Origin of the sequence: Streptomyces sp. NPDC102270, assembly GCF_044766405.1 — a bacterium.
Lineage (GTDB): Bacteria > Actinomycetota > Actinomycetes > Streptomycetales > Streptomycetaceae > Streptomyces.
Genome location: NZ_JBIWLX010000016.1, coordinates 53,700 through 79,376, shown reverse-complemented (window position 1 = coordinate 79,376; position 25,677 = coordinate 53,700). Strand labels below are relative to the sequence as shown.

Annotated in this window: 24 protein-coding genes; 9 read left to right on the top strand and 15 right to left on the bottom strand. The window is 70.8% G+C overall.

Annotated elements, in window-relative coordinates; translation table 11 throughout:
• Positions 1-63: 63 nt before the first annotated feature.
• Positions 64-258: a hypothetical protein gene (locus ACIRP7_RS31490; RefSeq protein WP_403666084.1), complete on the bottom strand. Its 195-nt coding sequence runs from the start codon at positions 256-258 to the stop codon at positions 64-66.
• 153 nt (positions 259-411) lie between these two features.
• Here ACIRP7_RS31490 and ACIRP7_RS31485 point away from each other — a divergent pair, with 153 nt between their 5' ends.
• Positions 412-2,427: an NPCBM/NEW2 domain-containing protein gene (locus tag ACIRP7_RS31485; protein ID WP_403666082.1), complete on the top strand. Its 2,016-nt coding sequence runs from the start codon at positions 412-414 to the stop codon at positions 2,425-2,427.
• 93 nt (positions 2,428-2,520) lie between these two features.
• On the opposite strand, the gene ACIRP7_RS31480 is transcribed toward ACIRP7_RS31485, so the two are convergent.
• Positions 2,521-3,471 (bottom strand): ROK family protein, encoded by a 951-nt coding sequence (locus tag ACIRP7_RS31480; RefSeq protein ID WP_403666080.1) that lies wholly within the window; start codon positions 3,469-3,471, stop codon positions 2,521-2,523.
• Positions 3,472-3,666: 195 nt separating this feature from the next.
• On the opposite strand from ACIRP7_RS31480, the gene ACIRP7_RS31475 reads away from it, so the two are divergent.
• Both ACIRP7_RS31475 and ACIRP7_RS31470 read left to right on the top strand, forming a co-directional pair.
• Entirely contained in the window at positions 3,667-4,716 is a 1,050-nt protein-coding gene (locus tag ACIRP7_RS31475; protein ID WP_403666325.1) for a LacI family DNA-binding transcriptional regulator, read from the top strand.
• 7 nt (positions 4,717-4,723) lie between these two features.
• Positions 4,724-5,524: a hypothetical protein gene (locus tag ACIRP7_RS31470; RefSeq protein WP_403666078.1), complete on the top strand. Its 801-nt coding sequence runs from the start codon at positions 4,724-4,726 to the stop codon at positions 5,522-5,524.
• Here ACIRP7_RS31470 and ACIRP7_RS31465 read toward each other — a convergent pair.
• Both ACIRP7_RS31465 and ACIRP7_RS31460 read right to left on the bottom strand, forming a co-directional pair.
• Positions 5,470-7,479 (bottom strand): protein kinase, encoded by a 2,010-nt coding sequence (locus tag ACIRP7_RS31465; RefSeq protein WP_403666076.1) that lies wholly within the window; start codon positions 7,477-7,479, stop codon positions 5,470-5,472. The two genes, ACIRP7_RS31470 and ACIRP7_RS31465, sit on opposite strands and share 55 nt — an antisense overlap.
• A gap of 107 nt (positions 7,480-7,586) precedes the next feature.
• Positions 7,587-8,891 carry a DUF6986 family protein gene (locus ACIRP7_RS31460; RefSeq protein ID WP_403666074.1) on the bottom strand — a complete coding sequence of 435 codons (1,305 nt, stop codon included), beginning with the start codon at positions 8,889-8,891 and terminating at the stop codon, positions 7,587-7,589.
• A gap of 221 nt (positions 8,892-9,112) precedes the next feature.
• Here ACIRP7_RS31460 and ACIRP7_RS31455 point away from each other — a divergent pair, with 221 nt between their 5' ends.
• Entirely contained in the window at positions 9,113-9,976 is an 864-nt protein-coding gene (locus tag ACIRP7_RS31455; protein ID WP_403666072.1) for an endonuclease/exonuclease/phosphatase family protein, read from the top strand.
• 58 nt (positions 9,977-10,034) lie between these two features.
• Here the strand turns inward: ACIRP7_RS31455 and ACIRP7_RS31450 are convergent, their stop codons facing one another.
• The 4 genes from ACIRP7_RS31450 to ACIRP7_RS31435 all read right to left on the bottom strand — a co-directional run bounded on the left by ACIRP7_RS31450 (position 10,035) and on the right by ACIRP7_RS31435 (position 13,374).
• A complete protein-coding gene (locus tag ACIRP7_RS31450; protein WP_352386535.1) occupies positions 10,035-10,997 on the bottom strand; it encodes an electron transfer flavoprotein subunit alpha/FixB family protein in 963 nt (320 codons plus the stop codon).
• A gap of 229 nt (positions 10,998-11,226) precedes the next feature.
• The gene (locus ACIRP7_RS31445; protein WP_393601218.1) at positions 11,227-12,015 is read right to left on the bottom strand and encodes an electron transfer flavoprotein subunit beta/FixA family protein; all 789 of its coding nucleotides are present in this window, start codon (positions 12,013-12,015) and stop codon (positions 11,227-11,229) included.
• A gap of 227 nt (positions 12,016-12,242) precedes the next feature.
• Entirely contained in the window at positions 12,243-12,752 is a 510-nt protein-coding gene (locus tag ACIRP7_RS31440; protein WP_403666070.1) for a flavin reductase family protein, read from the bottom strand.
• A 208-nt stretch (positions 12,753-12,960) separates the two neighbouring features.
• Positions 12,961-13,374, bottom strand: coding sequence for a TlpA family protein disulfide reductase (locus ACIRP7_RS31435; protein WP_403666322.1), 414 nt, complete (start codon positions 13,372-13,374; stop codon positions 12,961-12,963).
• A gap of 75 nt (positions 13,375-13,449) precedes the next feature.
• On the opposite strand from ACIRP7_RS31435, the gene ACIRP7_RS31430 reads away from it, so the two are divergent.
• Positions 13,450-13,866: a DUF4395 domain-containing protein gene (locus tag ACIRP7_RS31430; protein WP_403666068.1), complete on the top strand. Its 417-nt coding sequence runs from the start codon at positions 13,450-13,452 to the stop codon at positions 13,864-13,866.
• Between the two features lie 188 nt (positions 13,867-14,054).
• Complete coding sequence (locus tag ACIRP7_RS31425) at positions 14,055-14,783, top strand: lysophospholipid acyltransferase family protein (RefSeq protein ID WP_403666066.1); 729 nt, start codon at positions 14,055-14,057, stop codon at positions 14,781-14,783.
• Here ACIRP7_RS31425 and ACIRP7_RS31420 read toward each other — a convergent pair.
• From ACIRP7_RS31420 to ACIRP7_RS31400, 5 genes are all read right to left on the bottom strand, one after another.
• Entirely contained in the window at positions 14,780-15,475 is a 696-nt protein-coding gene (locus ACIRP7_RS31420; RefSeq protein ID WP_403666064.1) for a B3/4 domain-containing protein, read from the bottom strand. The two genes, ACIRP7_RS31425 and ACIRP7_RS31420, sit on opposite strands and share 4 nt — an antisense overlap.
• Positions 15,476-15,483: 8 nt before the next feature.
• Positions 15,484-16,056: a transglutaminase domain-containing protein gene (locus ACIRP7_RS31415; RefSeq protein ID WP_403666062.1), complete on the bottom strand. Its 573-nt coding sequence runs from the start codon at positions 16,054-16,056 to the stop codon at positions 15,484-15,486.
• Between the two features lie 233 nt (positions 16,057-16,289).
• Positions 16,290-17,360: a threonine aldolase family protein gene (locus ACIRP7_RS31410; RefSeq protein ID WP_403666060.1), complete on the bottom strand. Its 1,071-nt coding sequence runs from the start codon at positions 17,358-17,360 to the stop codon at positions 16,290-16,292.
• Entirely contained in the window at positions 17,357-18,103 is a 747-nt protein-coding gene (locus ACIRP7_RS31405; protein ID WP_403666320.1) for an SDR family NAD(P)-dependent oxidoreductase, read from the bottom strand. Before ACIRP7_RS31405 ends, ACIRP7_RS31410 begins: the two co-directional genes overlap by 4 nt.
• 41 nt (positions 18,104-18,144) lie before the next feature.
• Positions 18,145-19,542, bottom strand: coding sequence for a DUF6421 family protein (locus ACIRP7_RS31400; protein WP_403666058.1), 1,398 nt, complete (start codon positions 19,540-19,542; stop codon positions 18,145-18,147).
• A gap of 271 nt (positions 19,543-19,813) precedes the next feature.
• Between ACIRP7_RS31400 and ACIRP7_RS31395 the strand changes: the two genes are divergently transcribed.
• Positions 19,814-20,497: a glycerophosphodiester phosphodiesterase gene (locus ACIRP7_RS31395; protein WP_403666056.1), complete on the top strand. Its 684-nt coding sequence runs from the start codon at positions 19,814-19,816 to the stop codon at positions 20,495-20,497.
• Positions 20,498-20,512: 15 nt separating this feature from the next.
• On the opposite strand, the gene ACIRP7_RS31390 is transcribed toward ACIRP7_RS31395, so the two are convergent.
• Positions 20,513-21,049, bottom strand: a complete 537-nt coding sequence (locus ACIRP7_RS31390) for a GNAT family N-acetyltransferase (protein WP_403666054.1) — start codon at positions 21,047-21,049, stop codon at positions 20,513-20,515.
• Positions 21,050-21,120: 71 nt separating this feature from the next.
• On the opposite strand from ACIRP7_RS31390, the gene ACIRP7_RS31385 reads away from it, so the two are divergent.
• Complete coding sequence (locus ACIRP7_RS31385) at positions 21,121-21,513, top strand: VOC family protein (RefSeq protein ID WP_403666052.1); 393 nt, start codon at positions 21,121-21,123, stop codon at positions 21,511-21,513.
• Between the two features lie 97 nt (positions 21,514-21,610).
• The gene (locus tag ACIRP7_RS31380; RefSeq protein WP_403666050.1) at positions 21,611-22,933 is read left to right on the top strand and encodes a diacylglycerol/lipid kinase family protein; all 1,323 of its coding nucleotides are present in this window, start codon (positions 21,611-21,613) and stop codon (positions 22,931-22,933) included.
• A gap of 38 nt (positions 22,934-22,971) precedes the next feature.
• On the opposite strand, the gene ACIRP7_RS31375 is transcribed toward ACIRP7_RS31380, so the two are convergent.
• Positions 22,972-25,566 carry a cellulosome protein gene (locus tag ACIRP7_RS31375; protein ID WP_403666048.1) on the bottom strand — a complete coding sequence of 865 codons (2,595 nt, stop codon included), beginning with the start codon at positions 25,564-25,566 and terminating at the stop codon, positions 22,972-22,974.
• Positions 25,567-25,677 lie beyond the last annotated feature (111 nt).

The following is a 25,677-nucleotide window of genomic DNA, read 5'->3' as shown; positions in this document are numbered from 1 at the left end:
GCACCGGGGCCCTCGTGCCGAGAGCCCCGGTGCCGCGGTCCGTGCGGTCGCCCGCCGCCGTTGTCAGCCGCTCTGCCCGAGCGCGGTCTCGTCCAGGCCGTCCAGGCTCTCGGCGGCGACGGTGTGATCGAGGGTGCTGAGGGTCTTGTCGACGTCGAGGTGATCGAGTCCCTCGCCCAGGGCGTGCGAGGGACTGACCGCCGCGACGACGAAGCCGGTGGCGAGGGAGGCGATGGCGAGCATGCTGCGCTTCTTCATGGCCTGATCAACGGCACCGGACGGAATGAGTCACGCTGCCGTACGCCGCGCCGCTCCCTTCCACCACAGTCCAACACGTCCTAACGTAAACGCCCACAACATGACGCGTACATGCCGTCATGACACCTTCCGCTGGTTCGGAGGAACGTAACGATGCGTCACCTTCACACCCGCACGACCCGCCGAAGGATGGTCACCGCGCTCACGGTGCTGCTGTTCGCGGCGTCCGGGGCGACTCCCGCCGTCGCGGCCGAGGAGGGCACGGGCTCCCCCGCCCTGGCCGACGGCCTCGCCCTCACCCCGCCCATGGGCTTCAACAACTGGAACTCCACCCACTGCCGGGCCGAGTTCAACGAGTCCATGGTCAAGGGGATCGCGGACATCTTCGTCGACAAGGGCCTCAAGGACGCCGGGTACCAGTACGTCAACCTCGACGACTGCTGGGCCCTGCCGGACCGGAACGCCGACGGCAAACTCGTCCCGGACCCGGCCCGCTTCCCGAACGGCATCAAGGCCGTCGCCGACTACGTGCACTCCAAGGGGCTCAAGCTCGGCATCTACACCAGCGCGGGCACGAAGACGTGCAGCGGCTCCGGTTTCCCGGGCGCGCTGGGCCACGAGTACAGCGACGCCCAGCAGTTCGCCGACTGGGGCGTCGACTACCTGAAGTACGACAACTGCAACAACCAGGGCGTGGACGCCAAACTGCGCTACACGACCATGCGCGACGCCCTGAAGGCGACCGGCAGACCGATCGTCTACAGCATCTGCGAATGGGGCCAGAACAAGCCCTGGGAGTGGGCGGCGGACGTCGGCCACCTGTGGCGCACCACCGGCGACATCAGCGACACCTGGGGCTCGATGCTGTCGATCCTCAAGCAGAACCTGCCCCTGGCGCCCTACGCCGGCCCCGGGCACTGGAACGACCCCGACATGCTGGAGGTCGGCAACGGCGGCATGACGGCCACCGAGTACCGCTCGCACTTCTCGATGTGGTCGGTCATGGCCGCGCCCCTGCTCATCGGCAGCGACCTGCGCTCGGCCTCCGCGGAGACCTTCGAGATCCTCGGCAACAAGGAGGTCATCGCCGTCGACCAGGACCCGCTGGGCAAGCAGGGCGGCGTGGTCTCCTCCGGGGGCGGGCGCTGGGTCGTCGCCAAGGAGATGAAGGACGGCAGCCGTACGGTCGCCCTGTTCAACGAGTCGGGCAGCCCCCAGCGCATCGCCACGACCGCTGCGGCCGTCGGCCTGCCCGCCGCCGACGCATACACCCTGCGCGACCTGTGGCAGCACCGGAGCTACAACACCGCGGGCACCATCTCGGCGACCGTCCCCGCGCACGGGACGGTTCTCGTACGGGCCTTCGCCGACCGCAGGTGGCACCAGCACCCGCCCGCCGTCGAACTCGGCCTGGACGGCGACACCTTGGTCCAGGCCGGCACGCCCGCCGCCCTGACGACGACGGTCACCGACCTGGGACGCACCCCGGCCACGCGGGTCTCCGTACGACTGTCCGGTCCGGAGGGCTGGGCCGTGCAGGCCACGTCACCGACCTCCGCCACCGCCCTGCCCACGGGCCGTTCGCTGCGCACGAAGTGGTCGGTCACCGCTCCGCCGGGGACGCCGACGGGGTCGTACGACCTGACGCTCAGGGCGAGTTACCGCTCACCGACCGGCGTCCGGGCCGACAGCACCCTGTCCTTCGCCGCGACCGTGGTGGTCCCGCCGCCCCCGGGCACCTCGGGGCTCGGTGATCTGCCCTGGCTGTCGGCCGCCAACGGCTACGGTCCCGTCGAACGCAACACCAGCAACGGGGAGAGCGCCGCGGGCGACGGTCATCCGATCACCATCGGCGGGGCGGTGTACGCCAAGGGGCTCGGGGTGCACGCGGAAAGCTCCGTCGAGTACTACACGGGCGCGGCCTGCGAGACGGTCACCGCGCAGGTCGGCGTGGACGACGAGAAGGGCGCGAACGGCACGGTCGCCTTCGAGGTGTGGGCGGACGGCACCAAGGTGGCGTCCACCGGCGTCCTGACCAACGCCATGCCGGCCCAGCCGCTCACCGCGGACGTCACCGGGGCCCGGCTGGTCCGGCTGGTCGTCACCGACGGCGGCGACGGCATCGACTCCGACCACGCCGACTGGGCCGACGCGCAGCTGAGCTGCTGAGAGCTGCCGTACGCACTTGGCGGCCGGGCCCGTGTCCGGACCCGGCCGCCAAGTGAACGTTTCTCCGACCCTGTCGGCCCGGACCACCCGATGTCAGACCACGGCGGCCGTGTCGGTCCGCTTCGCCAGCGCCGCCGCGGCCGCCCCGACCAACCCCGCGTCCGTGCCCATCTGCGCGGGCACGATCGTCAGGCGCTGCACGAAGGACAGGGTCGCGTAGTCGCTCAGCGCCTTGCGCAGCGGTTCGAACAGGACGTCGCCCGCCTTGCCGACCCCGCCGCCGATGACCGCGATGTCGATCTCCACAAGGGTCGCGGTGGCCGCGATGCCGGCGGCCAGCGCCTGGGCCGCCCGGGCGAACGAGGCCACGGCGACCGGATCGCCGCCCTGGGCCGCGTCGGCCACCGCGGCGGCGGAGGTGTCCCCGTCGGGACCGGGCCGCCAGCCGTTCTCCAGCGCGCGCCGGGCGATGTTCGGGCCGCTGGCTATGCGTTCCACACAGCCGCGCGCGCCGCACGGACACGGGTCACCGTCGAGATCGACACTGATGTGCCCGATGTGACCGGCGTTCCCGGTGGGTCCGGCGTGCAGTTGGCCGTTCAGCACCAGACCGCCTCCCACCCCGGTCGACACGACCATGCACAGCGCGTTGTCGTGACCGCGCGCGGCCCCCTGCCAGTGTTCCGCCGCCGTGATGGCCACACCGTCGCCGATCAGCTCGACGGGAAGCCCGCCGGCCGCCTCCCGGACCCTGCGGACCAGCGGATAGTCGCGCCAGCCCGGCACGTTCACCGGGCTCACGGTGCCGGTGGAGGCGTCCACCGGGCCCGCGCTGCCGATGCCGAGAGCGCCTGCGCGCCCCCACAGCGGCGAGTCGGTGAGCTCGCCGAGAGTCTCCTCGACGGCCCGCATCACGCTCTCGCCGTCCTCCTGCGCGGGCGTGGCCCGCTGTGCGCGGAGCAGGATCCGGCCGTGGCCGTCCACCAGCGCTCCGGCGATCTTGGTGCCGCCGATGTCGAGCGCAGCCACGAGGTCGGTGTGCATCAGTGTCAGTTCTCCCCGGTCAACCTTGAGGGATGGACAGGCCGGTCTCGCGGTGGGGGCGCCGGCCGACAGATTGCGGTGGACAGTGTCTCCCGCATCTGACAACGTTGTCCAGGCTCTATGCTCGACGCCACATCCTCATACAAAATCATGGACCAGCGCATCCCCGTCGACGACAGGACAGGACGCCGTATCGTGCCCGACACCCACAGCCGAGCAGACCGCCTCGCCACGACCCGGTACGGCAACCGGCCGACCATGAAGGACGTGGCCGCGCGAGCCGGCGTCGGACTCAAGACGGTCTCGCGTGTGGTGAACGGCGAAGCGGGTGTCACACCGGAGACGGAACACCGGGTCCGGGAGGCCATCGAGGCCCTCGGCTTCCGTCGCAACGACAGCGCGCGCGTGCTGCGCAAGGGCCGTACCGCCAGCATCGGCCTGGTCCTGGAGGACCTCGCCGACCCGTTCTACGGCCCGCTCAGCCGCGCGGTGGAGGAGATCGCCCGGGCCAACGGTGCCCTGCTCATCAACGGTTCCAGCGCCGAGGACCCGGAGCGCGAGCAGGAGCTGGTGCTGGCGCTGTGCGCTCGGCGGGTGGACGGCCTGGTGGTCATTCCGGCCGGTGACGACCACCGTTATCTGGAGCCGGAGCTCAAGGCGGGCGTCGCCACGGTGTTCGTGGACCGTCCGGCGGGCCGGATCGACGCCGACGTCGTCCTCTCCGACAACTTCGGCGGCGCCCGCGACGCCGTGGCCCACCTCATCGCCCACGGCCACCGGCGGATCGGCTTCATCGGCGACATGCCCCGCATCCACACGGCCGCCGAGCGGCTGCGCGGATACCGGGCCGCCATGGAGGACGCGGGTATCGAGGTGGCGGACGCCTGGACGTCGCTGGGCGTCACCGACCCGCAACGGGTGCGCCGGGCGGCCGAGGGGATGCTCACCGGCCCCTCCCCCGTCACCGCGATCTTCACCGGCAACAACCGGGTGACGGTCACCGTGATCCGGGTCCTCGCCGAACACACCCGCCGGGTCGCCCTCGTCGGCTTCGACGACATCGAACTCGCCGATCTGCTGCAGCCGGGCGTCACGGTGGTCGCCCAGGACGCGGCGACGCTCGGGCGCACGGCCGCGGAGCGGCTGTTCCGCCAGCTGGACGGCACGCTGCTGACGCCGGAGCGGATCGAACTGCCGACCCGACTGATCACCCGGGGCTCGGGCGAGCTGCCGCCGGCGGACTGAGCGACCGATGGAGAACTTCACCCTTGAGGCACTCGGCCTGGCCGAGGCTCCCCGCGATCATCCGCTCCTCTATCCCGGCGCCTGGCCGGCGGACTCCGCGCTGCTCGACGGTGGCCGGTTGGTTCCTCTTCCCCGTGACGGCAGGTGGCACGAGGAGCGCGCCCCCGTCCTCGCGGTCGGCTCCAACGCCAGTCCGGCACAACTGCGGCACAAGATGGCCGAGTTCGGGATCACCTCGCCGATCCCGATGGTGAAGGCACGGGTGACCGGCGTCGACGTGGGCGTCTCCGCGCACGTGAGCCGCATGGGATACGTGTCCGCGTCGCCCTTCGAAGCGCCGGACGCGGTGCGGGAGTTGTTCGTCCTCTGGCTGGACGCCGAGCAACTGGCGATCATCGACGCGAGCGAGGGAGTGCCCCTGGCGCACGGCAACTACGCGCGGGCCTGGCTGCCCGCGCCCGAAGTGCGCATCGAGCTGCCCGGCGGCGTCACGCTCCCGGGCGTCCACGCGTACGTCAACCGCCACGGCGTCCTGCACGACGGCACCGGCGTCCCGCGCACCCACCCCGGCCAGCGGGAGCTGCTGACCGAACTCCTCGTGGGATCGGCCCGGTTGCGGGAGCTGTTCGGGGTCACCCCGGAGGAGTTCGTGGCACGGGCCCGCGCAGACCGGCAGCTGTGTGCGGCGGGCACCCGGTTGTTCGCCGACGAGAAGCGGGTCACGGAGTCCGGCCTGGAGCAGTACGTGACGGCTCAGCAGACCGGGAGTCCGGGCACCGGCTCGTCGTTGTTCCCGCCCTTGAGGTAGACGTCGCTGACGTAGACGCCGGTGTTGCCGCTGTCGTCGTCCGTCTTCGCCCACCACACGTTGGTCCACTGGCCGGACGTCTCACGGCGCCCCAGGTTCGACTGGCAGAAGAAATAGTTGGTGCCCGCGTAGAGGACGCCGACCTCGGCGCCGGAGGCGGTGTAGGACTTGGCGGTCTTCCAGACGGTGCAGTTGTACTTGCCGCCGCCTATGGCCGTGCAGGCCGGTGCCGGGGCCGGGGTGCCGGTGTCGTCGTCGCCGGTCGTACCGCCGTCCCCGGAGCCGCTGCCGCCGGCATCGTCGCCGGCCGAGCCACCGCCCGAATGGTGCCCTGGGGAGGACGCGGAGGCACGGCTCGTGGGTTCGGCGCTGTCGTCCTCGCCCGACGTCTTCTTCGCGCCCGGGGTCTTCTTGGCCTGCCCGTCCGTCAGCGCGGCGCTGCCTGCATGGTCACGGTCGGTCCGCGCGGAGGCGGAGGCCGAGGCCGACTCACTCGTGCCGGAGGCGGTCGGCCGGGCGCCGGCCTCGGCCTTGCCCGAGTTGTTCATCAACGCGACGGCCGTGCCGGCCACCGCGAGAACGACCACGACGGCCGCGGCGGCGAGCAGGGCGCGCCGGTTGCGACGGGGCGCGCGGGAGGGGTCCATGGGGCGCGTGTCGCGAAGGACGGGCGTCTCGTGGCTGTGCGCCAAGGGTGCCGGCGGTCCCGGAACAGGGCCCTGGGGTACGGCGGATGTCGCCGAACCAGGTGCCGGAGCACCGCCTTGGGAGGCGGGTCCGAAGCCCTGCTCCGGCGGTCCGGCCTGTCCCCCGGCATCGCCCTGAGCAGCGGACCCCACCCACCAAGGCGCCGGGGCCTCGGCCTGGCCCGTGGCACCCACGGCAGGAGTTCCGGGCCCGGTCGGCCGGGTGCCCGCCGGTCCCGGTGCCGCTGCGGGTCCCGCCGTTTCGTGCCGCGCGTCCGGCTCGGCCTCATCCCTCGCCGGCGATCCGGATCCCGGCGCCGCCGGGACGTCGGGTGCCGTCCCTGCCTGCCCCGCCGAGGCCGTCGTACTCCGCAGGGTCGTCGTGGCACTGTCCGCCCGGGCCTCGGCGCCGTCCGCCACCGCCTGCAGCAGCACGCGCGCCTCCTCGGCCCCGGGGCGGGCCTCGGGCCGCTTGTCCAGCAACCGCTGGAGGACGGGGCCGAGGGGGCCGGCACGGTGGGACTCGGGGAGCGGTTCGCCGACGATCGCGGTGAGCGTGGAGAACGTCGACGTACGACGGAACGGCGAGGCCCCCTCGATCGCCGCGTACAGCGTGGCGCCCAGACCCCACACGTCGGAGGCCGGTCCCGGATCGGCGCCCTGGGCGCGCTCGGGGGCCATGTAGTCCAGGGAACCGACGAGATGCCCGGTGCGGGTCAGGCTGGTGGCCGAGCCGTCGCCCGGTTCTTCCATGGTGGCGATGCCGAAGTCGGTGAGCAGGACACGCCCGGAGCGGTCGAGCAGGATGTTGCCGGGCTTGACGTCCCGGTGCAGTACGCCGACCGCGTGGGCGGCGGCCAGCGCGTCCATGACCTTGGCGCCGATCGCGGCCGCCTCACGCGGGTCGAGGGGGCCGCGGCTGCGCAGCACGGCGTCCAGGGACGGCCCGTCGACCAGCTCCATGACGATCAGGGGGCGCCCGTCGACCTCGGCCACGTCGTGCACCGCGACGACGCCGGGGTGCCGGACCCGGGCGGCCGCTCGGGCCTCGCGCTGCATCCGCAGCCGCAAATCGGCGAGTTCGGGGCCGTCGGCGTCGGTGTAGGTGCGCAGTTCCTTGACGGCGACCTCGCGGCCGAGGACCTCGTCGACGGCCCGCCAGACCACGCCCATACCGCCGCGCCCGAGCTGGGCCACGACACGATAACGCCCGGCCAGGAGCCGACCTGCCTCGTCCTGGCCCTTTCCGTTGGTCTCCCCCGATGACACCGCTGCCCCGTTTCTGTGACACGTCAATGCGTGCGAGACAGCCTACGGGGCAGGAGTGACAACTCCAGTCGCTGGTTGCGTCTGTGACAGGGCCGCTACGTCTTCCCCTACTTCGTGGAGACCGTCAGATCACCGCGCCGGGGCGCCGCGTAGCCCTGCAGGTCGGCCCGGGTCAGGCCGGTCAGCCGCGCGACCTCGCCGATGTCGAGGGCGCCGCAGTCGAGACCGCGCAGCAGGTAGCCGCTGAGCGCCTTGGCGGTGGCGGGCTCGTCCATGACGTCACCGCCGACCCGGCCCGCGTACCGGGCGAGACGGCCGGCGGCCTGCTCGAAGCCCTCGCGGTAGAAGGCGAACACGGCCGCGTACCGGGTGGGGAGGTGGCCGGGGTGCATGTCCCAGCCCTGGTAGTAGGCGCGGGCCAGGGCGCGGCGCGTCAGGCCGTAGTGCAGCCGCCAGGCATCGTGGACCTTCGCGGTCGGTCCGACCGGCAGGACGTTGGTGGAGCCGTCCGAGACGCGTACGCCGGTGCCTGCGGCCGCGACCTGCATGACGGCCTTGGCGTGGTCGGCGGCGGGGTGGTCGCCGGCCTGGTGGGCGGCGGAGACGCCGAGGCAGGCGCTGTAGTCGAAGGTGCCGTAGTGCAGTCCGGTGGCGCGGCCCTCGGCGGCCTGGATCATCCGGGCGACCGTGGCGGTGCCGTCGGTGGCGAGGATGGACTGGCTGGTCTCGATCTGGATCTCGAAGCCGATTCGGCCGCGGTCAAGGCCGTGCGCCTTCTCGAAGGCCTCCAGGAGCCGGGCGAACGCGCTGACCTGCTCGGCGTACGTCACCTTCGGCAGGGTGAGCACCAGCCCCTCGGGCAGGCCGCCCGCCGCCATCAGGCCGGTGAGGAAGACGTCGAGGGTGCGGATGCCCCGGTCCCGGACGGCCGCCTCCATGCACTTCATGCGGATGCCCATGTACGGCGCCGCCGTGCCGTTCTCGTACGCCTCGGCGATCAGCCGGGCCGCGCGGGCCGCCGTCTCGTCCTCCTCGGCGTCCGGGCGCGGGCCGTAGCCGTCCTCGAAGTCGACGCGCAGATCCTCGATCGGCTCGTGCTCCAGCTTCGCGCGTACGCGCGCGTGGACGGGCTCGGCGAGTTCCTCGGACAACCCGAGAACGGCGGCGAAGGACGTGGCGTCCGGGGCGTGTTCGTCGAGGGCGGCGAGGGCCTTGTCGCCCCAGGAACGGACGGTGTCGGCGGTGAAGGCGTCAGCGGGGACGTAGACGGTGTGCACGGGCTGGCGGGTGCCGGGGTCTCCGGGGTAGCGGCGATCCAGTTCGGCGTCGACCGGCGCGAGGGAGGCGCTGATCTCCTCGCTGACGGCACCCGCGAGGCTCGTCGCCACCTGCTCCTGCTGGCCCTGACCCATCCCACAGCCTCCTTTTTTTCCGCGATACGGAATCAACAATCCGTAGAACGAAGTTATCCGCGAAGCTTCCCGGCGGTCAACACCCCGTCCACAGCATGAGCCACCCGGTTCATTCAAGGTGCCGAGAACCTCTACGCCCTCTACCGCACTCCGGTTCGAACATTCATCCTGTCCCGTCGGGAGGGAACAACATGTCGGACACCCACAGAATGACGCGTCGCATGGGCCTCAGAACCGCCCTGGCCGCCGCCGTCACCGTGCCGCTGATGGGCACGCTGCCGGCCTCCGCCGCCAGGCCGTACCACCGCCGACTCGATGTCATGACGTTCAATCTGCGCTTCGCCAGCACCTCCGAACCCAACAGCTGGGCCGCCCGCCGCCCGGTGATGCGCCGCCTGCTGCGCCAGGAGGCCCCCACCCTGATGGGCACCCAGGAAGGCCTCTACCAGCAACTGCTCGACATCCACGCCGACCTCGGAGCGCACTACGACTGGATCGGCACCGGCCGCGAGGGCGGCAGCCACGACGAGTCCACGGCGGTCTTCTACGACACCCGGCGCCTGGCCCCCGTCGAGCACGACACGTACTGGCTCTCCGACACGCCCAGGGTCATCGGCTCGAACACCTGGGGCGCCGCGCTCCCCCGGATCGTCACGTGGGTCCGCTTTCGCGACCGGGCAGCCGGCGGACGGGAGTTCCACGTCCTCAACACCCATTTCGACCATGTCGGCCAGTACGCGCGTGAGCGGTCCGCACGGTTCCTCGCCCAGAAGATCGCCGCGTTCGACCCAGCCCTGCCGGTCGTCGTGACCGGCGACTTCAACGCCGCAGCCCACGACAACCAGGCGTACGACACCCTGCTCGCCACGGGACTGGTCGACACCTGGGACGCGGCCGCCGAACGCAGCGCGCTGTACGCCACCTTCCACGGCTACAAACCACTGGTCCCCGACGGCGACCGCATCGACTGGATCCTCGCCACGCCCGGCACGACCGTGCACCGGGCCGCCGTCAACACCTATGCCAGGAACGGGCAGTTCCCGAGCGACCACCTGCCGGTGCAGGCCACGCTCACCCTGGGATGAGCCGAGGCCCCCGCGACCGCGTCGGCGGTCACGGGGGCCTCGTACGCCCGGAGCGGGATCAGCCCTTTCGGGTCTTGACCTCCTCGGTGAGGGCGGGGACGACGTCGAAGAGGTCGCCGACGACGCCGTAGTCGACGAGGTCGAAGATCGGGGCCTCGGCGTCCTTGTTGATCGCCACGATCGTCTTCGAGGTCTGCATGCCCGCGCGGTGCTGGATCGCGCCGGAGATGCCGGAGGCGATGTACAGCTGCGGCGAGACGGACTTGCCGGTCTGGCCGACCTGGTTGGTGTGCGGGTACCAGCCCGCGTCCACCGCGGCACGCGAGGCGCCGACGGCCGCGCCGAGGGAGTCGGCGAGGGCCTCGATGATCGCGAAGTTCTCGGCGCCGTTGACACCACGCCCACCGGAGACCACGATCGCGGCCTCGGTCAGCTCCGGACGCCCGGTCGACTCACGCGGGGTACGGCCGGTGACCTTGGTGCCGGTCGCCTGGGCGGAGAAGGTCACGCTCAGCTCCGAGACCTCACCGGCGGCCGGGGCGGCCTCCACGGCGGCGGAGTTGGGCTTGACGGTGATGACCGGGGTGCCCTTGGCGACACGGGACTTGGTGGTGAAGGAGGCGGCGAACACCGACTGGGTGGCCACCGGGCCCTCGTCGCCGGCCTCCAGGTCGACGGCGTCGGTGATGATGCCGGAGCCGATGCGCAGCGCCAGACGGGCGGCGACCTCCTTGGCCTCGGCGGAGGACGGCACCAGCACGGCGGCCGGGGAGACGGCCTCCACGGCGGCCTGGAGGGCGTCGACCTTGGGTACGACCAGGTAGTCGGCGTACTCAGCGGCGTCGTGGGTGAGGACCTTGACGGCGCCGTGCTCGGCGAGGGTGGCGGCGGTGTCGGCGGCACCGGCACCGAGCGCGACGGCGACCGGCTCGCCGATGCGGCGGGCCAGGGTCAGCAGCTCCAGGGTGGGCTTGCGGACGGCGCCGTCCACGTGGTCGACGTAGACGAGAACTTCAGCCATTGCTACTCCTGCGCGAGAATCCCGGACTTCGGCCGGGGGAAGACTTGTTGACTGCTACGCTCACGCCCGTGCCTTTAGGCACCGGGCAGGGCTTGTCCGTCATGAGGCTGTCTCGACAGTCGATTGAGAAGCCCCTTCGGGGGAGGAGTCACGGGAATGCTCTCCTGCGAGGCAGAAGCACTCCGAGAGGCGCGGGTCGTGTTGCAACCGGCCCGCGCCACCATTCCCTTTAGATGAACTTCTGGCTCGCGAGGAACTCGGCGAGCTGCTTGCCGCCCTCGCCCTCGTCCTTGACGATCGTGCCGGCCGTGCGGGCCGGACGCTCCGCGGCGGAGTCGACCGTGGTGTAGGAGCCCTCCAGGCCGACCTGACCGGCCTCCAGGTCCAGGTCGGACAGGTCCCAGGACTCCACCGGCTTCTTCTTGGCCGCCATGATGCCCTTGAAAGAGGGGTAACGCGCCTCGCCCGACTGGTCGGTGACGGAGACGACGGCCGGGAGGGAGGCCTCCAGCTGCTCCGAGGCGGCGTCGCCGTCGCGGCGGCCCTTGACGGTGCCGTCCTCGACGGAGACCTCGGAGAGCAGGGTGACCTGCGGGACGCCCAGGCGCTCGGCCAGCAGGGCCGGGACGACGCCCATGGTGCCGTCGGTGGAGGCCAGGCCGGAGATCACCAGGTCGTAGCCGGCCTTCTCGATGGCCTTGGCCAGCACCAGGGAGGTGCCGATGACGTCGGTGCCGTGCAGGTCGTCGTCCTCGACGTGGATGGCCTTGTCGGCACCCATGGACAGGGCCTTGCGCAGTGCGTCCTTGGCGTCCTCGGGGCCGACGGTCAGGACCGTGACCTCGACGTCGTCGTCGGAGTTCTCCGAGATCTGCAGCGCCTGCTCGACCGCGTACTCATCCAGCTCGGAGAGCAGACCGTCCACGTCGTCACGGTCGACGGTCAGGTCATCGGCGAAGTGCCGGTCGCCGGTGGCGTCGGGCACGTACTTCACAGTGACAACGATCCTCAAGCTCACGCCGGCTCTCCTACTGCATCGTCATTTCTCGGCTGCCTCTTGCAGGCAGCATAGGCGCCCCAAGCGGCCGATCCCGGTCGGGGCGGGCTCTGCTCCGACCGCAATATTACTCACCAGTACATCCAGTTCCTGCCCGCTAAGCAAGCGCTTTGAACTGTGACCTTCGCAACGCAGCGTAATCGGAACTCGACGGCCCCGCACACCGGCGGACGGCGTGGATGAGCCGATCAGTCGCGCAGGCTGTTGAACCGGCCCTGGTGGTAGAGCAGCGGCCGGCCGGCGCCCGCCGGGTCGCCGAGCCGCACCTCCGCCAGCACGATGCGGTGATCACCGGCGGGCACGCGTGCGTGCACCCGGCACACCAGCCAGGCGAGCACGCCGTCGAGGACGGGGACGCCCTCGGGCCCCTCGCGCCAGACGGTGGGGGCGCCGAAGCGGTCGGCGCCGCTGCGGGCGAAGGTGGCGGCCAGCTCCTCCTGATGCTCGCCGAGTATGTGCACGCCGACGTGTTCGGCCCGGGATATCGCCGGCCAGCTGGAGGCGGTGGTGCCGATCCCGAAGGACAGCATGGGGGGCTCGGCGGAGACCGAGGCCAGGGAGGTGGCGGTGAAGCCGACCGGGCCGGCGTCACCGCTCGCGGTGATCACGGCGACTCCGGCCGCGTGCCGCCGGAAGACGGAGCGCAGGAGGTCGGGAGAGGCGAGGCGTGGACTGCCGAGGTCGGGCGTGGCCGTCATGCGGTGTTCCTTCTGCGAGGAGTGTCGAGCTGGACCGTGGCTGCTCAACAGGCCGGACAGCGCGCGCTCGCGGTGCGGGCGAGGTCGACGTGGACCCGCCCGAACAGAAGGAGTTCCGTAGGCATACAGTCAGGCTGACGATAGGTGTGGTGCACAGTCAAGTGGGTCCCGGCATATGGGAGATGCCTCACCGCAGGCGCGTGGGACGTCACACCGCCTCTCCGATCGCCGCGATGACGTCCGCCTTGCGCGGCTGGCCGGTGGCACGCCGTACGACCCTGCCGTCGGCGTCGAGGACCAGCACGGTCGGCGTCTTGAGGATGTCCAGTTCACGGACCAGGTCGAGGTTCTTCTCGGCGTCGATCTCGACGTGAGCCACGCCCGGGACCATGCCGGCGACCTCACCCAGCACCCGGCGGGTCGCCCGGCAGGGGGCGCAGAAGGCGCTGGAGAACTGCACGAGCGTGGCACGCTCGCCGAGGTCCTCTCCCAGCTCGGCCGCACCGATCCTCTTGCCGTCGTCGCGCCCGCGCACCCGCACTCTCCCGCTCCGCCGCCGTTGCAGCACCCCATAGGCGCTCGCCGCCGCGAGCACCACCACGCACACCACCAGTCCGGTCATCACCGGCTAAGCATTCACGAGACTGCAAAGATTCCCGTCTCCCCACAGTCTTTCCGTTTGCGGAATGCTTGATTCATGGACATTGATGCAAGAGGGCCGCGTTTCGGCGCGGCCGTGACGACCGTCGTACTGGCGGCCGTTCTGATCACGGGCAACGTCTGGCTGCTGGCCTGGCAGACGCTGGCGTTCGCGCTGGGCGCGGCGGGCGGGGTGGGCCGCTCGCCGTACGGCTGGCTGTTCCGCGGAGTCGTACGCCCGCGGATCGGGCCGCCGACCGAGTTCGAGGCCCCGGAGCCGCCGCGGTTCGCGCAGGCCGTGGGCCTCGCCTTCGCGGCCCTCGGACTCGTGGGACACGGGCTCGGGCCGGAGTGGCTCGGGCTCGCCGCCACCGGCGCGGCACTCGCCGCGGCCTTCCTCAACGCCACGTTCGGGTACTGCCTGGGATGCGAGATGTACCTGCTCGTGCGGCGGGTGACGGTACGCGCGGAGTAAAGGTGACTCAAAACGCCGAGGTGGATCACCGGACGGACGTGACGAGAATCTCGCGCCGAGCGGGCACCAGGGCTGGCTCCCCGTCCGTTCTTGGGGCACGATCTGCGAGATGCCGTAAACCTACGGCTGCGTAACTTACCGCCGGGATCTCCCTTCCCGGGCAGAGCAGGAAAGGGCCCACCCCGCCCATGGCAGAGCTTGTCTACCGTCCCGTCATCGGATTCGCGCAGGCCTTGTTCAAGGCCTGGGATCTCAAGATCGACCTCAAGGGTTCGGAGAACATCCCGCGCTCGGGCGGCGCCGTGCTGGTGAGCAACCACATCAGCTACCTGGACTTCGTCTTCAACGGCCTGGCAGCTCTCCCGCAGAAGCGTCTTGTGCGGTTCATGGCGAAGGAGTCCGTCTTCCGCCACAAGGTCTCGGGTCCGCTGATGCGCGGGATGAAGCACATCCCGGTCGACCGCAAGCAGGGTGAGACGGCCTACGCGCACGCTCTGGAGTCTCTGCGGTCGGGCGAGATCGTCGGGGTCTTCCCGGAGGCGACGATCTCGCAGTCGTTCACGCTGAAGAGCTTCAAGTCGGGTGCGGCGCGGATGGCTCAGGAGGCGGGTGTCCCCCTGATCCCGATGGCCGTCTGGGGCACGCAGCGGCTGTGGACCAAGGGGCATCCCCGCAACTTCAAGCGCAGCCACATCCCGGTCACGATCCGGGTCGGGGAGGCCATCGAGGCGTCCCGGGACAAGTACGCGGGGGCGATCACCCGACAGGTGCGGGAGCGGGTCAACGAGTTGCTGGAAGCCGCCCAGCGCGCCTACCCGGTGCGCCCCAAGGGGCCGGACGACACGTGGTGGATGCCGGCGCATCTCGGGGGTACGGCGCCCACGCCCGAGCAGGTCCGCGAGGCCGAGGCCCGCTAGCGTTGCTGAACGGCCGTCGTGATCCGCGCTCCCGGACTGAACTTCTCCAGCAGCTCGGCCAGTTCGGCGGCCGCCTTCTGCACGTCCGCCACCGGCATCGGCGCGAGGCTCTCGAGCAGGAAGATCCCCGAGACCGTCTCCTCGGTGAGCCTGGTGCGAGGGCCCTGCCGCCAGTTCCAACGGCGGCAGGTCACGCCTGTGTCGTCGCGCCATACGACCTCCCCCGCGTCGGGATGCTCGACGACCTCCTCGCCACCGGCCACCGTCACGAAGTCCTCGTCGCCGGTGGCCCTGACGAGGCGCATTCCACCCCGGACGTGGTCGAGGTCCTCGCCGCCGACGGGGATGAGGTGCGCGACGCTGATCGCGTTGTAGAGGTCGACCAGGAGGTTGATGCGGGGCAGGCCCGCGTCCGACAGGGCCCTCTTCGCGAGCGCCTCCGCCGAGTTACGGGTGCGTGAGGGCTTCGAGCCGAACGCCGTGTAGACCTCCCGCCAGGCCGCCATGTGCGGGTCCTCGTGCGGGGCGCGCCCGTCCAGCCGTACGGCGAGACGGCGGGCCGCGTCGTCGAGCAGCGCGGAACTGGCCTCCGTACTGGGCCCGTTGACGAGTCCGTGGGCCTCGATGGCGAGGTGCGTGAAGCCGGGCGCGAGAGCGCGCACCTCGTCGGACACGGTCAGGGAGAGGGTCATCGGGTGCCTCAGAGTGCGGTGGGGAGCGTTTTCCAGAGGTACGGCCGGTCGGGGGCGGCCTTGAGGACGCTCAGGACGGCCGGGTGCGGTTCAGCGTACAGCACCGGGTAGTCCATCTCGTTGGACTCCGGATCGGGCGTGAAGGCCAGCCGCTCGCCGTCCAGGGAGAACTGGGCGTCCACACCGGGCTTGTTGCCGCGGGGATCCTGGCGGTGCCAGGCGCCGTTGAACCGCACGGCGACCAGACCGTGCACCACGTCGAACTTCTGGTAGCAGAGCGCGGTCGGGATGTCCTCGGCGCGCAGCAGGGCGGCCAGCGCATGGGCCTTGGCGTAACAGATGCCGGTGCCCTGCTCCAGGACGTCGGAGGCCCGCCAGGTGACTCGGAGGTCGCCGGAGTCCTGGGAGTGCGGGATCGCATCGCGGACGAATGCGAAGGCGAGCCGCGCATAGGCATACGAGTCCTCTGCCTCCCTGGCGATCCGTGCGGCCGTCTCCCTGACGACCGGATGGTCATGATCGATGGCCTCGTCGGCTGCCAAGTACGCGGAAAGGTCGGGGGTGTTCTGGATCAGCTCCATGCCCGCAGAGCATAGGAAGACGATCACTCCACAGTCAATTGTTTTACGTGCCACGGTATATTTATGCGCCACGGCGCTGCACGGTCACAGCGGTGTCGCGCTTCGCGGGACAGGCTGACGTGCCCCGCCACCCGGCCGTCCAGCTCGGCGACCCAGCTGGCCAGCACCGAGGCCTGCAACAGCCAACCGCCGGGCCGGGCAGGCCCGTTCAGTAGATGACCGTCGCTTCCGGCCTAGCGCGCCATCTCCTCCTTGAGCGCCGCCACGAAGGCGTCCACGTCGTCCTCCGTGGTGTCGAAGGCGCACATCCAGCGGACCACGCCCGCGGCCTCGTCCCAGAAGTAGAAACGGAAGCGCTTCTGGAGGCGCTCGCTCACGTCGTGCGGAAGCTTGGCGAAGACGCCGTTGGCCTGGACCGGGTAGAGGATCTCGACACCGTGGACTGCACGGACGCCCTCGGCCAGGCGCTGGGCCATCTCGTTGGAGTGGCGGGCGTTGCGCAGCCACAGGTCCTTGGCGAGCAGGGCCTCCAACTGCACCGACACGAAACGCATCTTGGAGGCGAGCTGCATGGACAGCTTGCGCAGGTGCTTCATGTGGGAGACCGCGTCCTGGTTGATCACCACGACCGCCTCGCCGAACAGCGCGCCGTTCTTCGTCCCGCCGAGCGAGAGGATGTCGACGCCGACCGCGTTGGTGAACGTCCGCATCGGGACGTCCAGGGAAGCGGCCGCGTTGGCTATGCGCGAGCCGTCCAGGTGGACCTTCATGCCGTGCGCGTGGGCGTGCTCGCAGATCGCGCGGATCTCGTCGGGCGTGTAGAGCGTGCCGAGCTCCGTGGACTGGGTGATCGAGACGACCTGAGGCATCGCGCGATGCTCGTCCTCCCAGCCGTAGGCCTGCTGGTCGATCAGCTCGGGGGTGAGCTTCCCGTCGGGGGTGGGGACGGTGAGCAGCTTGAGACCGCCCATCCGCTCCGGGGCGCCGCCCTCGTCCACGTTGATGTGCGCGCTCTCGGCGCAGATCACCGCGCCCCAGCGGTCGGTGACCGCCTGGAGCGCGACGACGTTGGCGCCGGTGCCGTTGAAGACGGGGAACGCCTCGGCCGTGGCCCCGAAGTGGCTGCGGATGATCCTCTGGAGGTTCTCGGTGTAGTCGTCCTCGCCGTACGCGACCTGGTGTCCGCCGTTGGCGAGGGCCAGGGCGGCGAGTACCTCCGGGTGGGCCCCGGCGTAGTTGTCGCTGGCGAAGCCGCGGACCTGCGGGTCGTGGTGGCGAAGAGCGTCGGTCTTCGGGGGGTTCACGGCTTCTCGGTCAGCCACAGACGGTTTCCGTTCACTTCGGCGGCGGGCTTGTCCCAGACACCGGCGATGGCCTCGGCCAGGTCCTTGACGTCGGTGAAGCCCGCGAACTTCGCGTTGGGGCGGTCGGCGCGCATGGCCTCGTGCACCAGCGCCTTGACCACCAGGATCGTAGCCGCGGACGTCGGCCCGTCGGCGCCCCCGGCCTTGCGGAAGGCGTCGGCGAGAGCGAGCGTCCAGGCCTCTGCGGCGGCCTTGGCGGCGGCGTACGCGGCGTTGCTCGCGCTGGGCTTCGTGGCTCCGGAGGCGCTGATCAGCACGTACCGGCCGCGCTCGCTGCGCTGGAGGGCCTCGAAGAAGGCGAGCGAGGTGTGCTGCACGGTCTTGATGAGCAGCAGCTCCAGGAAGTCCCAGTCGTCCAGGCTGGTCTTGATGAACGTCTCGCTGCCCCGCCAGCCGCCGACGAGGTGGACCACGCCGTCGACCCGGCCGAAGTCCTTCTCGACGCGCAGCGCCCAGTCCCGGGTCGAGTTCAGGTCGAGCAGGTCGACGGGCTCACCGATGACGGAAGCGCCGCCTGCCCCGTAGCGGGCCGCGTCGACGGCCTCCGCCAGACGCTCCGGGTCGTTGTCCGCGCCGACGACGGTCGCGCCGGCCTCGGCGAGCCTGAGCAGCGCCGCCCGGCCCGCGGGTCCGCCCGCGCCGGCCACCGCGATCACCGCACCGCTGAGAGCCCCGTTCCCCATGTTCTTCGCCTCCTGAGCAGTGTTCTCGGTACGCGGCTCGCTCACGCGGCGATCCGCTCGGCGCTGTCCGCCGTGATGCCCCTGGTGGAGGCGATCACGTGCTTCAGCTTCTTGGACAGGGCCTCATAGAACATGCTCAGCGGAAACTCGTCCGGAAGCACGTCGTCCACGAGTTTGCGGGGCGGCAGCGACAGGTCGAGGGCGTCGGGGCCCTTGGCCCACTTGGAGCCCGGGTGCGGGGCGAGGTAGGTGGAGACCAGCTCGTAGCCGGCGAACCAGTGGACGAGCTTGGGCCTGTCGATGCCGTCGCGATAGAGCTGCTCGATGTCCGCGCACAGCTGGTTGGTGACCTGGGGGGCGCGCTGCCAGTCGATGAACAGCTTGTTGTCGGTCCAGCGGACGACGTCGTGCTTGTGCAGGTAGGCGAAGAGGAGCTGGCCGCCGAGGCCGTCGTAGTTGCGGACCCGCTCGCCGGTGACCGGGAAGCGGAACATGCGGTCGAAGAGGACCGCGTACTGCACGTCACGGGCCTGCGGGACGCCGTCGGCCTCCAGCTTCACCGCCTCCTTGAAGGCGGTGAGGTCGCAGCGCAGCTCTTCGAGCCCGTACATCCAGAACGGCTGGCGCTGCTTGATCATGAAGGGGTCGAAGGGCAGGTCGCCGTGGCTGTGGGTGCGGTCGTGGACCATGTCCCACAGTACGAAGGCCTCCTCGCAGCGCTTCTGGTCGTGGACCATGGCGGCGATGTCCTCGGGCAGCTCCAGGCCCAGGATGTCGACGGCCGCGTCGGTGACCCGGCGGAAGCGGGCGGCCTCGCGGTCGCAGAAGATCCCGCCCCAAGAGAAACGTTCCGGCGCCTCGCGCACGGCGATCGTCTCGGGGAAGAGAACGGCCGAGTTGGTGTCGTAACCGGCCGTGAAGTCCTCGAACTTGATGCCGCAGAACAGCGGGTTGTCGTAGCGGGTGCGCTCCAGCTCGGACAGCCACTCGGGCCAGACCATGCGCAGCACGACCGCTTCGAGATTGCGGTCCGGGTTGCCGTTCTGCGTGTACATGGGGAAGACGACCAGGTGCTGCAGGCCGTCCGCGCGGTTCGCGGCGGGCTGGAAGGCCAGCAGGGAGTCGAGGAAGTCGGGCACCTCGAAGCCGCCCTCGGACCAGCGCAGGAGGTCCTTGGCGAGGGCCGCGTGGTAGTCGGCGTCGTGCGGCAGCAGCGGCGAGAGCTTCTGCACCGCCTCGACGACACGCCGTACGGCGACCTCGGCGTCGGCGCGCGCGGGGGCGCCCTCGGCCTCGAAGTCGATCGCCCCGTCCTTGGACTGCCATGGCCGGATCCGCTCCACGGCATCCTTGAGCACAGGCCATGCCGGGTGCTCCACCACCCTGGTCACGGGAGGAACCTGGTCCCCCGAAGCCACCTGTTCAAGAATTTCCGTCATGTCCCATCCTCCACGGGAGAAGCTCTCGTACGGAGACCGTATATGTACGAGCTTCCGTCCAGCAAGAGCAGTAACGGGAAGTTATCCCGCCCGACCCCATGGTCACAGAACTTTTTCCTGTCACGGCCCATGAACACCGCGATTCGGGGTAAGAGAGATCACTTCCCCGTACGTCACCGCGTTGCCTCGTGTACGTACGGGTCCATCACGCGGCGTAGCCATTAGGCTGCGGCTCTGCACCGAGCCGCCGTCGACGGAAGCGAGTTGAACCTTGAACTTCCTTACCATCGGTCATCGCGGAGTCATGGGTACCGAACCCGAGAACACCCTCCGTTCCTTCGTCGCCGCCCAGCAGGCCGGCCTCGACGTCATCGAACTCGATCTGCATCTGAGCAAGGACGGCGCCCTCGTCGTCATGCACGACACCGACGTGGACCGCACGACCGACGGAACCGGCCCGATCGCCGAGAAGACCCTCACCGAACTGCGCGCCCTGGACGCGGGCCGCGGAGAACGTGTCCCGGTGTTCGAGGAGGTCCTGGACACCGTACGGTCGCCGCTCCAGGCCGAGATCAAGGACATCGCGGCGGCCCGCGCCCTGGCCGAGGTGATGCTCCGGCGGGACCTGGTCTCCCGGGTCGAGGTGTCGTCGTTCCACGACGAGGCGATCGCCGAGATCGGCCGCCTCGTGCCCGGGGTACGGACCGCGCTGATCGGCAGCCGGTTCGGCCCCGACATCGTGGAGCGCGCCGTCGAGGCCGGGGCGGGGACGGTCTGCCTGAACATCCGCCGGCTGACCCTGGAGGTCGTGGAAGCGGCCCGCAAGGCGGACCTGAAGATCATCGGCTGGGTGGTGAACACCCAGGACCATCTCAAGCTGGTGCGGGCCCTGGAGCTGGACGGCGCGACGACCGACTACCCGCAGATCAAGCGCACCGGCCGCTTCACCGCGTGAGGCGGGGCAGGAACGTCACACCAGCGGCTTGACCAGCAGCTCGAACTGCAGATCGTCACGCTGCGGAACGCCGAAGCGCTCGTCGCCGTACGGGAAGGGCGTCATCTCTCCCGTACGGCGGTAGCCGCGCCGCTCGTACCAGGCGATGAGGTCGTCGCGCACGGAGATCACGGTCATGTGCATCTCGGTCACGCCCCAGGTCTCCCGCGCGATCCGCTCCGCCTCCGCGATGATCACCTTGCCGAGGCCGCCGCCCTGGAGCGTGGGGCTGACCGCGAACATCCCGAAGTAGGCGTGGGTGCCCCGGTGTTCGAGCTGGCAGCAGGCGACCACCTGGCTGTCCCGCTCCACGGTGAGCAGCCGGCTGTCGGGCGACTTGATGACCGCGAGCACACCCTCCGGGTCCGTCCGCTGCCCCTGAAGGATGTCCGCCTCGGTGGTCCACCCGGCCCGGCTGTCGTCTCCGCGGTACGCCGACTCGATCAGCACGACCAGCGCGTCCACATCGGCGTCGGTGGCGTCACGGAAGGTGAGGCCGGCGGTGGTCTCCATGGGGCGCGTCTCCACTTCAGGGGCACGATTCGGGCACGGTCGAGACTAGCGCCCCGGATAGGCTCGCCCGCATGGTGCACGTACTGAGCGGCCGCGTCCTGCTGCGGCCCACGGATCCGGAACGTTCCCGAGTCTTCTACGGCGGCCAGCTGGGCCTCGCGGTGTACCGCGAGTTCGGTACGGGGCCGGAACGGGGCACCGTCTACTTCCTCGGCGGCGGGTTCCTGGAGCTGTCGGGACGCTCCGAGGCCCCACCGGCCGCGGACGTCCGGCTGTGGCTCCAGGTCCCGGACATGACCGCGGCGCACGAGGAACTGCTGGCCAAGGGTGTCGAGATCGTACGTCCGCCGGTGAAGGAGCCGTGGGGGCTGGTCGAGATGTGGGTCGCAGACCCGGACGGCACCCCGATCGTGCTGGTGGAAGTGCCGGCTGACCATCCCATCCGGTACCGGCCAGGCATCTGAGCCCCGCACCACACACGCACGGTGCCGGTCGTTCCGACGACTTGGATATGCTCCGCCGACCGCCGTGGCCCGAGGGCGCCGAGCAGTGGAGGAGCACATGAGCGTGGACCTGAACGCCGCGGCCTGGCGCAGTCAGCGATGGGCTGCCCGGACCTCCCTGGCGGCGGCCGCCCTCGCGGTGCTGCTCCCGCTCGGGTACGGCGGTCTCGGCGGCGTTCTGCTGCTGGCCGCCGGGCTCGCCGGTGCGGCCGGCACGGCGGCGGCGGTGTGGTGGACGCTGACCCGGCGCGGACCGGAGCGCTGGCTGGCCGCGGGACTCGCGGCCGTCACCCCCGCCCTCGTCCTGGTCCTCTTCGTGGTCACCCTGGGATGGGTGCTCGTGCTGTCGCCGGTGCTGTGGAGCGTGGCCGTGTGGAGCGGGCGGTACGCGCTGCGCAGCACCGGCACCCGCCCCAAGCGGATGAGGGAGCACCGGGCGCGGTCCGTGCGGCAGCCCGTCCTGATCATGAACCCCCGCTCCGGGGGCGGGAAGGTCGAGCAGTTCCGGCTGCGGGAGAGGGCCGAACACCTGGGCGCACGGGTCGTGCTGCTCGACCCCGAGGGGTACCAGGACGTGACCGCGCTGGCGCGGGCGGCCGTCGCGGAGGGCGCGGACCTGCTCGGGGTCGCGGGCGGCGACGGCACCCAGGCGCTGGTCGCCGCCGTCGCCGCGGAACACGACCTGCCGTTCCTCGTCGTCTGCGCCGGTACCCGCAACCACTTCGCGATGGACCTCGGCCTCGACCGCACCGACCCCGCGACCTGTCTCGACGCGCTCACCGACGGTGTCGAACTCCGGGTGGATCTCGGCTTCGTGGCGGACCATCCGTTCGTCAACAACGCCTCCTTCGGCGCGTACGCGGCGGTCGTCCAGAGTCCCGCCTACCGCGACGACAAGATCGGCACCACTCTGGAGCTCCTGCCCGATCTGCTCACCCGTCAGCGCGGCCCGCATCTGACCGCGCGGATCGAGGCCACCACGATCGACGGCCCGCAAGCCCTGCTGGTGAGCAACAACGCCTACCGCACCGGCGACCCGGTGGGCCTCGGCCGCCGCGAGCGGCTCGACTCCGGCATGCTCGGGATCCTCGGCGTCAGGGTGGACAGTGCGGCCGAGGCCGCTGCGCTGTTGCTCGACCCCGACCCGGAGGGTCTGGCGGTCCTGTCCGCGCGGGAGGTGGTCGTCGACGCCGACCATCCGGAGATCGAGGTCGGCGTCGACGGCGAGGCCCTGGTCCTGCCCACCCCGGTGCACTGCCGCCTCGCGCCCGGGGCACTGCGCGTCCGCGTCCCGAGGAAACGGCCCGGGGTACCGACGGCACAACCCCGCCTGAACTGGCGCCGGTTGCGCAAGCTGGCGGCGCCGTCCGGGCGGGGCTGAGCCGGAGCGGCCGGCGCTCCCGGACGGTCGCCGGCGGGTCAGGCAGGTACCTCCTCCGGGGCGAGCGGTGTCACCGTGACCTGGTCGATGACGGGGGCGTAGGCGGAGCGCTGGCCGAACTCGTTCCTGGTGCCGCCGGCGAAGTCGGGGAGCTCGTCGGCGGTGAAGGTGAGCGTGTTGAGCCCCGGGCGCAGGGTGACGGGCACGGACAGGTTCCAGAAGTTGTTGAAGTGGAAGGTGGTGGGGAACAGGACGCGGTGGGCAGGGGCGCCGTTGACGGAGACGTCGGCGTGGCGGCAGACCGGGTCCGGGTTGTAGTGGGTGGAAGGGGGCTGCTCGCCGTTGGAGTAGCGGATCGTCAGCGCGTGGCGTCCGGCACGGTCCGCCGTGACCGTCAGGGTGAGCGCGTTCGCGGGCCCGGCGCCGACCCCGTCGACCGCCTTGCCGCCCGTCGCGTACGGGTATCCGGTGACCCTCGCCGCGCCGGTCAGGACGCCCTCCTCGGCGGCGTACGCGGTGCTGGGCAGGAGGCCGCGGGAAGGGGCGACCCGCAGCCGGTCGACGATCAGCCGGTCCGAGGTCCCGGTGACCGTGACCTTGTTGACGCCCCCGGCCAGGAAGAGGGGTACGGCGCCGCGCTCGACGCGCCCGGTCTCCTCGCCGTTGACGCTCAACAGGCCCTCCCCGGGCCCGAGCACGTCGACGGTCAGGGAGGCCTCGCCGTCGTCGGCCGCGTACACCCAGAAGGTGACGGTACCGCCCCGCGGGAGCACGGCTACCCCGGGTCCCGAGGCGCCGCGGTGGGCGTGGCTGACCCGGGCCCCGCCGCCGAGGTCCGCGAACTCGGCGTCGTACAGGGCGGTTTCGTCCTTCTCCCGCAGCACGACGTCCAGCTTGTCGACGACCGCGTCGCCCTTGGTGACCCCGAGGTCGCGGTCCTGGGCGGCGAGGGTGATCCGGTGGCGGCCCTCGGTGAGCTCCACCCGGGTGTCGGTGTGGCCCCACACCGCCCACTTGTAGCCGAGCGGCAGCCGCAGCTCGCGCGGGTCCTCGCCGTCCACGCGCAGGAAGACGTTGGTGGGGCCCTGTTCGCGCACCAGATCGGCGAGGTTGTGCGAGCCGGCGAACACCACGAGGTCATAGGTCCCGTCCTCGGGGACCTCGACGTCGAAGGCGAGCACACCGTCGGAGCCGGTGCGCAGTCCGCCCACGTGGTAGCCGCCGGACGTGGCGAACCGGTCCACGGCGGACGGGGATCCCTCGGGCCCGTTCTTCGAGTAACCGCCGCCCGTGTAGGTCGCGTCCTCGGCCTCGTAGGTCCGCCTCCAGCGCACCACGGGCGGCAGGGACACGGCTCCGTTGCCACCGGGCGAAAGGATCACCTGGTAGGCGGACATCTCGTCGAGTTCGGCCAGAGTCAACGTCACCTCGCCCCCGCGAACCGGTATTTCCTCGTCCCGCAGCCTCAACGGCTGTGCGCCGGCGCCGACTTGGCCCGTCCAGGGGATCTCCACCAGACGCGCGTGGACCACGGTGCCGAACACCTCCGCGTCCACGCCCTCGAACACGATCTCGGCCTCGCCGCCCGCACCCCCGAACACCGACCTGGCCTGGCGCTTCTCCCGGTCGAGGGTGGCGACCCCCTGCAGGGTGTACTGCGCGTCGGGGTGCGGGGCGAGGACCCGGACGGTGTTCCCGGTCAGCTGTCCGTAGGCGTTGTACAGCCACCACTGGCCGTTGGCCTTGTTCGCCTCCACCGCCGAGTCGTTGAGGTTGCCGGCGATGTTCCAGTACGCGAGGTCGGCGTCGACCTTCGACTCCTCGATCGCGGCGATCCACTGGATCATCTGACCGGGGACGGAGACGTGGTAGTTGTGCGCGTACTCGTTGATGTTGACGGGGAGCGGACCGATGCCCAACTCCCGCTCCAGCTCCCGGTACTCGGCTATGTTGGCGCGGACCTCGGCGGGCGAGGACAGCTCGTGCCAGGTGACGATGTCGGGCAGCACGTCGTGCGACTTCGCGAACTCCAGGAAGCCCCTGACCTCGGGGTACAGAATGCAGGTGTTGGGTCCGGCCACCCGGGCGTCCGGGTCGAGCTCCTTGATGAGGCGGTACGCGGCTTCCCAGGCGGCGAAGTAGTGGTCCGGCCGGGTCCGCCAGGAGACCTGGTCGTAGCTCCACTCGCCCTCGCCGAACATGTTGCCCTCGGGCTCGTTGAACGGCACGTACACGACGTGGGACCGCAATTCCCCCAGGGTCAGGACCTGTTCGACCTGGCGGCGGATCACGTCCAGGTGCCCGACGAGCCGCTCCTCACCGGTGGCACCCGGCCACTCGTACGGAAACCCCCGGTAGAAGTCGGGCAGATAGACGTAGACGTCCTTGCCGCCCGCCGCGACGAACGGCGGCAGGATCTCCAGGGCATCGCCGCCGGGATGCTGGGTACCGCCCTGGGCCTTGGTCGTCACCGTGCGCGGGTACATGCCCTCGACCACCGTGCGGCTGGGCACGCCGTCGCCGTAGAGGCCGTAGAGCGTGCCGCTCGCTCCCCCGTGGAAGGGTCCGGTCTCGGTGCCGAGGTCGATGATGAGCTTCTCGCGGGCGGGACCTTCGGCTGCCACGGCATCCATCCTTCGTTCGACACTCCGTACGACAGTCGATGATCCGCACCGACCTGGACGAACGTAGGAAGCGCGGGTGGACCGCGTCAACAGGCAGCGGGCTTCGAAACTTCCGAAACC

Coding starts and splice junctions, on each gene's coding strand:
- ACIRP7_RS31455 (WP_403666072.1), top strand. CDS start 9,113: ATGGGCCTCAGAACCGCCCTGGCCGCCGCCGTCACCGTGCCGCTGATG.
- ACIRP7_RS31375 (WP_403666048.1), bottom strand. CDS start 25,566: ATGGATGCCGTGGCAGCCGAAGGTCCCGCCCGCGAGAAGCTCATCATC.
- ACIRP7_RS31405 (WP_403666320.1), bottom strand. CDS start 18,103: ATGGGGAACGGGGCTCTCAGCGGTGCGGTGATCGCGGTGGCCGGCGCG.
- ACIRP7_RS31435 (WP_403666322.1), bottom strand. CDS start 13,374: ATGACCGGACTGGTGGTGTGCGTGGTGGTGCTCGCGGCGGCGAGCGCC.
- ACIRP7_RS31420 (WP_403666064.1), bottom strand. CDS start 15,475: ATGACCCTCTCCCTGACCGTGTCCGACGAGGTGCGCGCTCTCGCGCCC.
- ACIRP7_RS31385 (WP_403666052.1), top strand. CDS start 21,121: ATGGTGCACGTACTGAGCGGCCGCGTCCTGCTGCGGCCCACGGATCCG.
- ACIRP7_RS31470 (WP_403666078.1), top strand. CDS start 4,724: ATGGAGAACTTCACCCTTGAGGCACTCGGCCTGGCCGAGGCTCCCCGC.
- ACIRP7_RS31430 (WP_403666068.1), top strand. CDS start 13,450: ATGGACATTGATGCAAGAGGGCCGCGTTTCGGCGCGGCCGTGACGACC.
- ACIRP7_RS31415 (WP_403666062.1), bottom strand. CDS start 16,056: ATGGAGCTGATCCAGAACACCCCCGACCTTTCCGCGTACTTGGCAGCC.
- ACIRP7_RS31460 (WP_403666074.1), bottom strand. CDS start 8,891: ATGGGTCAGGGCCAGCAGGAGCAGGTGGCGACGAGCCTCGCGGGTGCC.
- ACIRP7_RS31480 (WP_403666080.1), bottom strand. CDS start 3,471: ATGCACACCGACCTCGTGGCTGCGCTCGACATCGGCGGCACCAAGATC.
- ACIRP7_RS31380 (WP_403666050.1), top strand. CDS start 21,611: ATGAGCGTGGACCTGAACGCCGCGGCCTGGCGCAGTCAGCGATGGGCT.
- ACIRP7_RS31485 (WP_403666082.1), top strand. CDS start 412: ATGCGTCACCTTCACACCCGCACGACCCGCCGAAGGATGGTCACCGCG.
- ACIRP7_RS31390 (WP_403666054.1), bottom strand. CDS start 21,049: ATGGAGACCACCGCCGGCCTCACCTTCCGTGACGCCACCGACGCCGAT.
- ACIRP7_RS31440 (WP_403666070.1), bottom strand. CDS start 12,752: ATGACGGCCACGCCCGACCTCGGCAGTCCACGCCTCGCCTCTCCCGAC.
- ACIRP7_RS31425 (WP_403666066.1), top strand. CDS start 14,055: ATGGCAGAGCTTGTCTACCGTCCCGTCATCGGATTCGCGCAGGCCTTG.
- ACIRP7_RS31450 (WP_352386535.1), bottom strand. CDS start 10,997: ATGGCTGAAGTTCTCGTCTACGTCGACCACGTGGACGGCGCCGTCCGC.
- ACIRP7_RS31400 (WP_403666058.1), bottom strand. CDS start 19,542: ATGACGGAAATTCTTGAACAGGTGGCTTCGGGGGACCAGGTTCCTCCC.
- ACIRP7_RS31490 (WP_403666084.1), bottom strand. CDS start 258: ATGAAGAAGCGCAGCATGCTCGCCATCGCCTCCCTCGCCACCGGCTTC.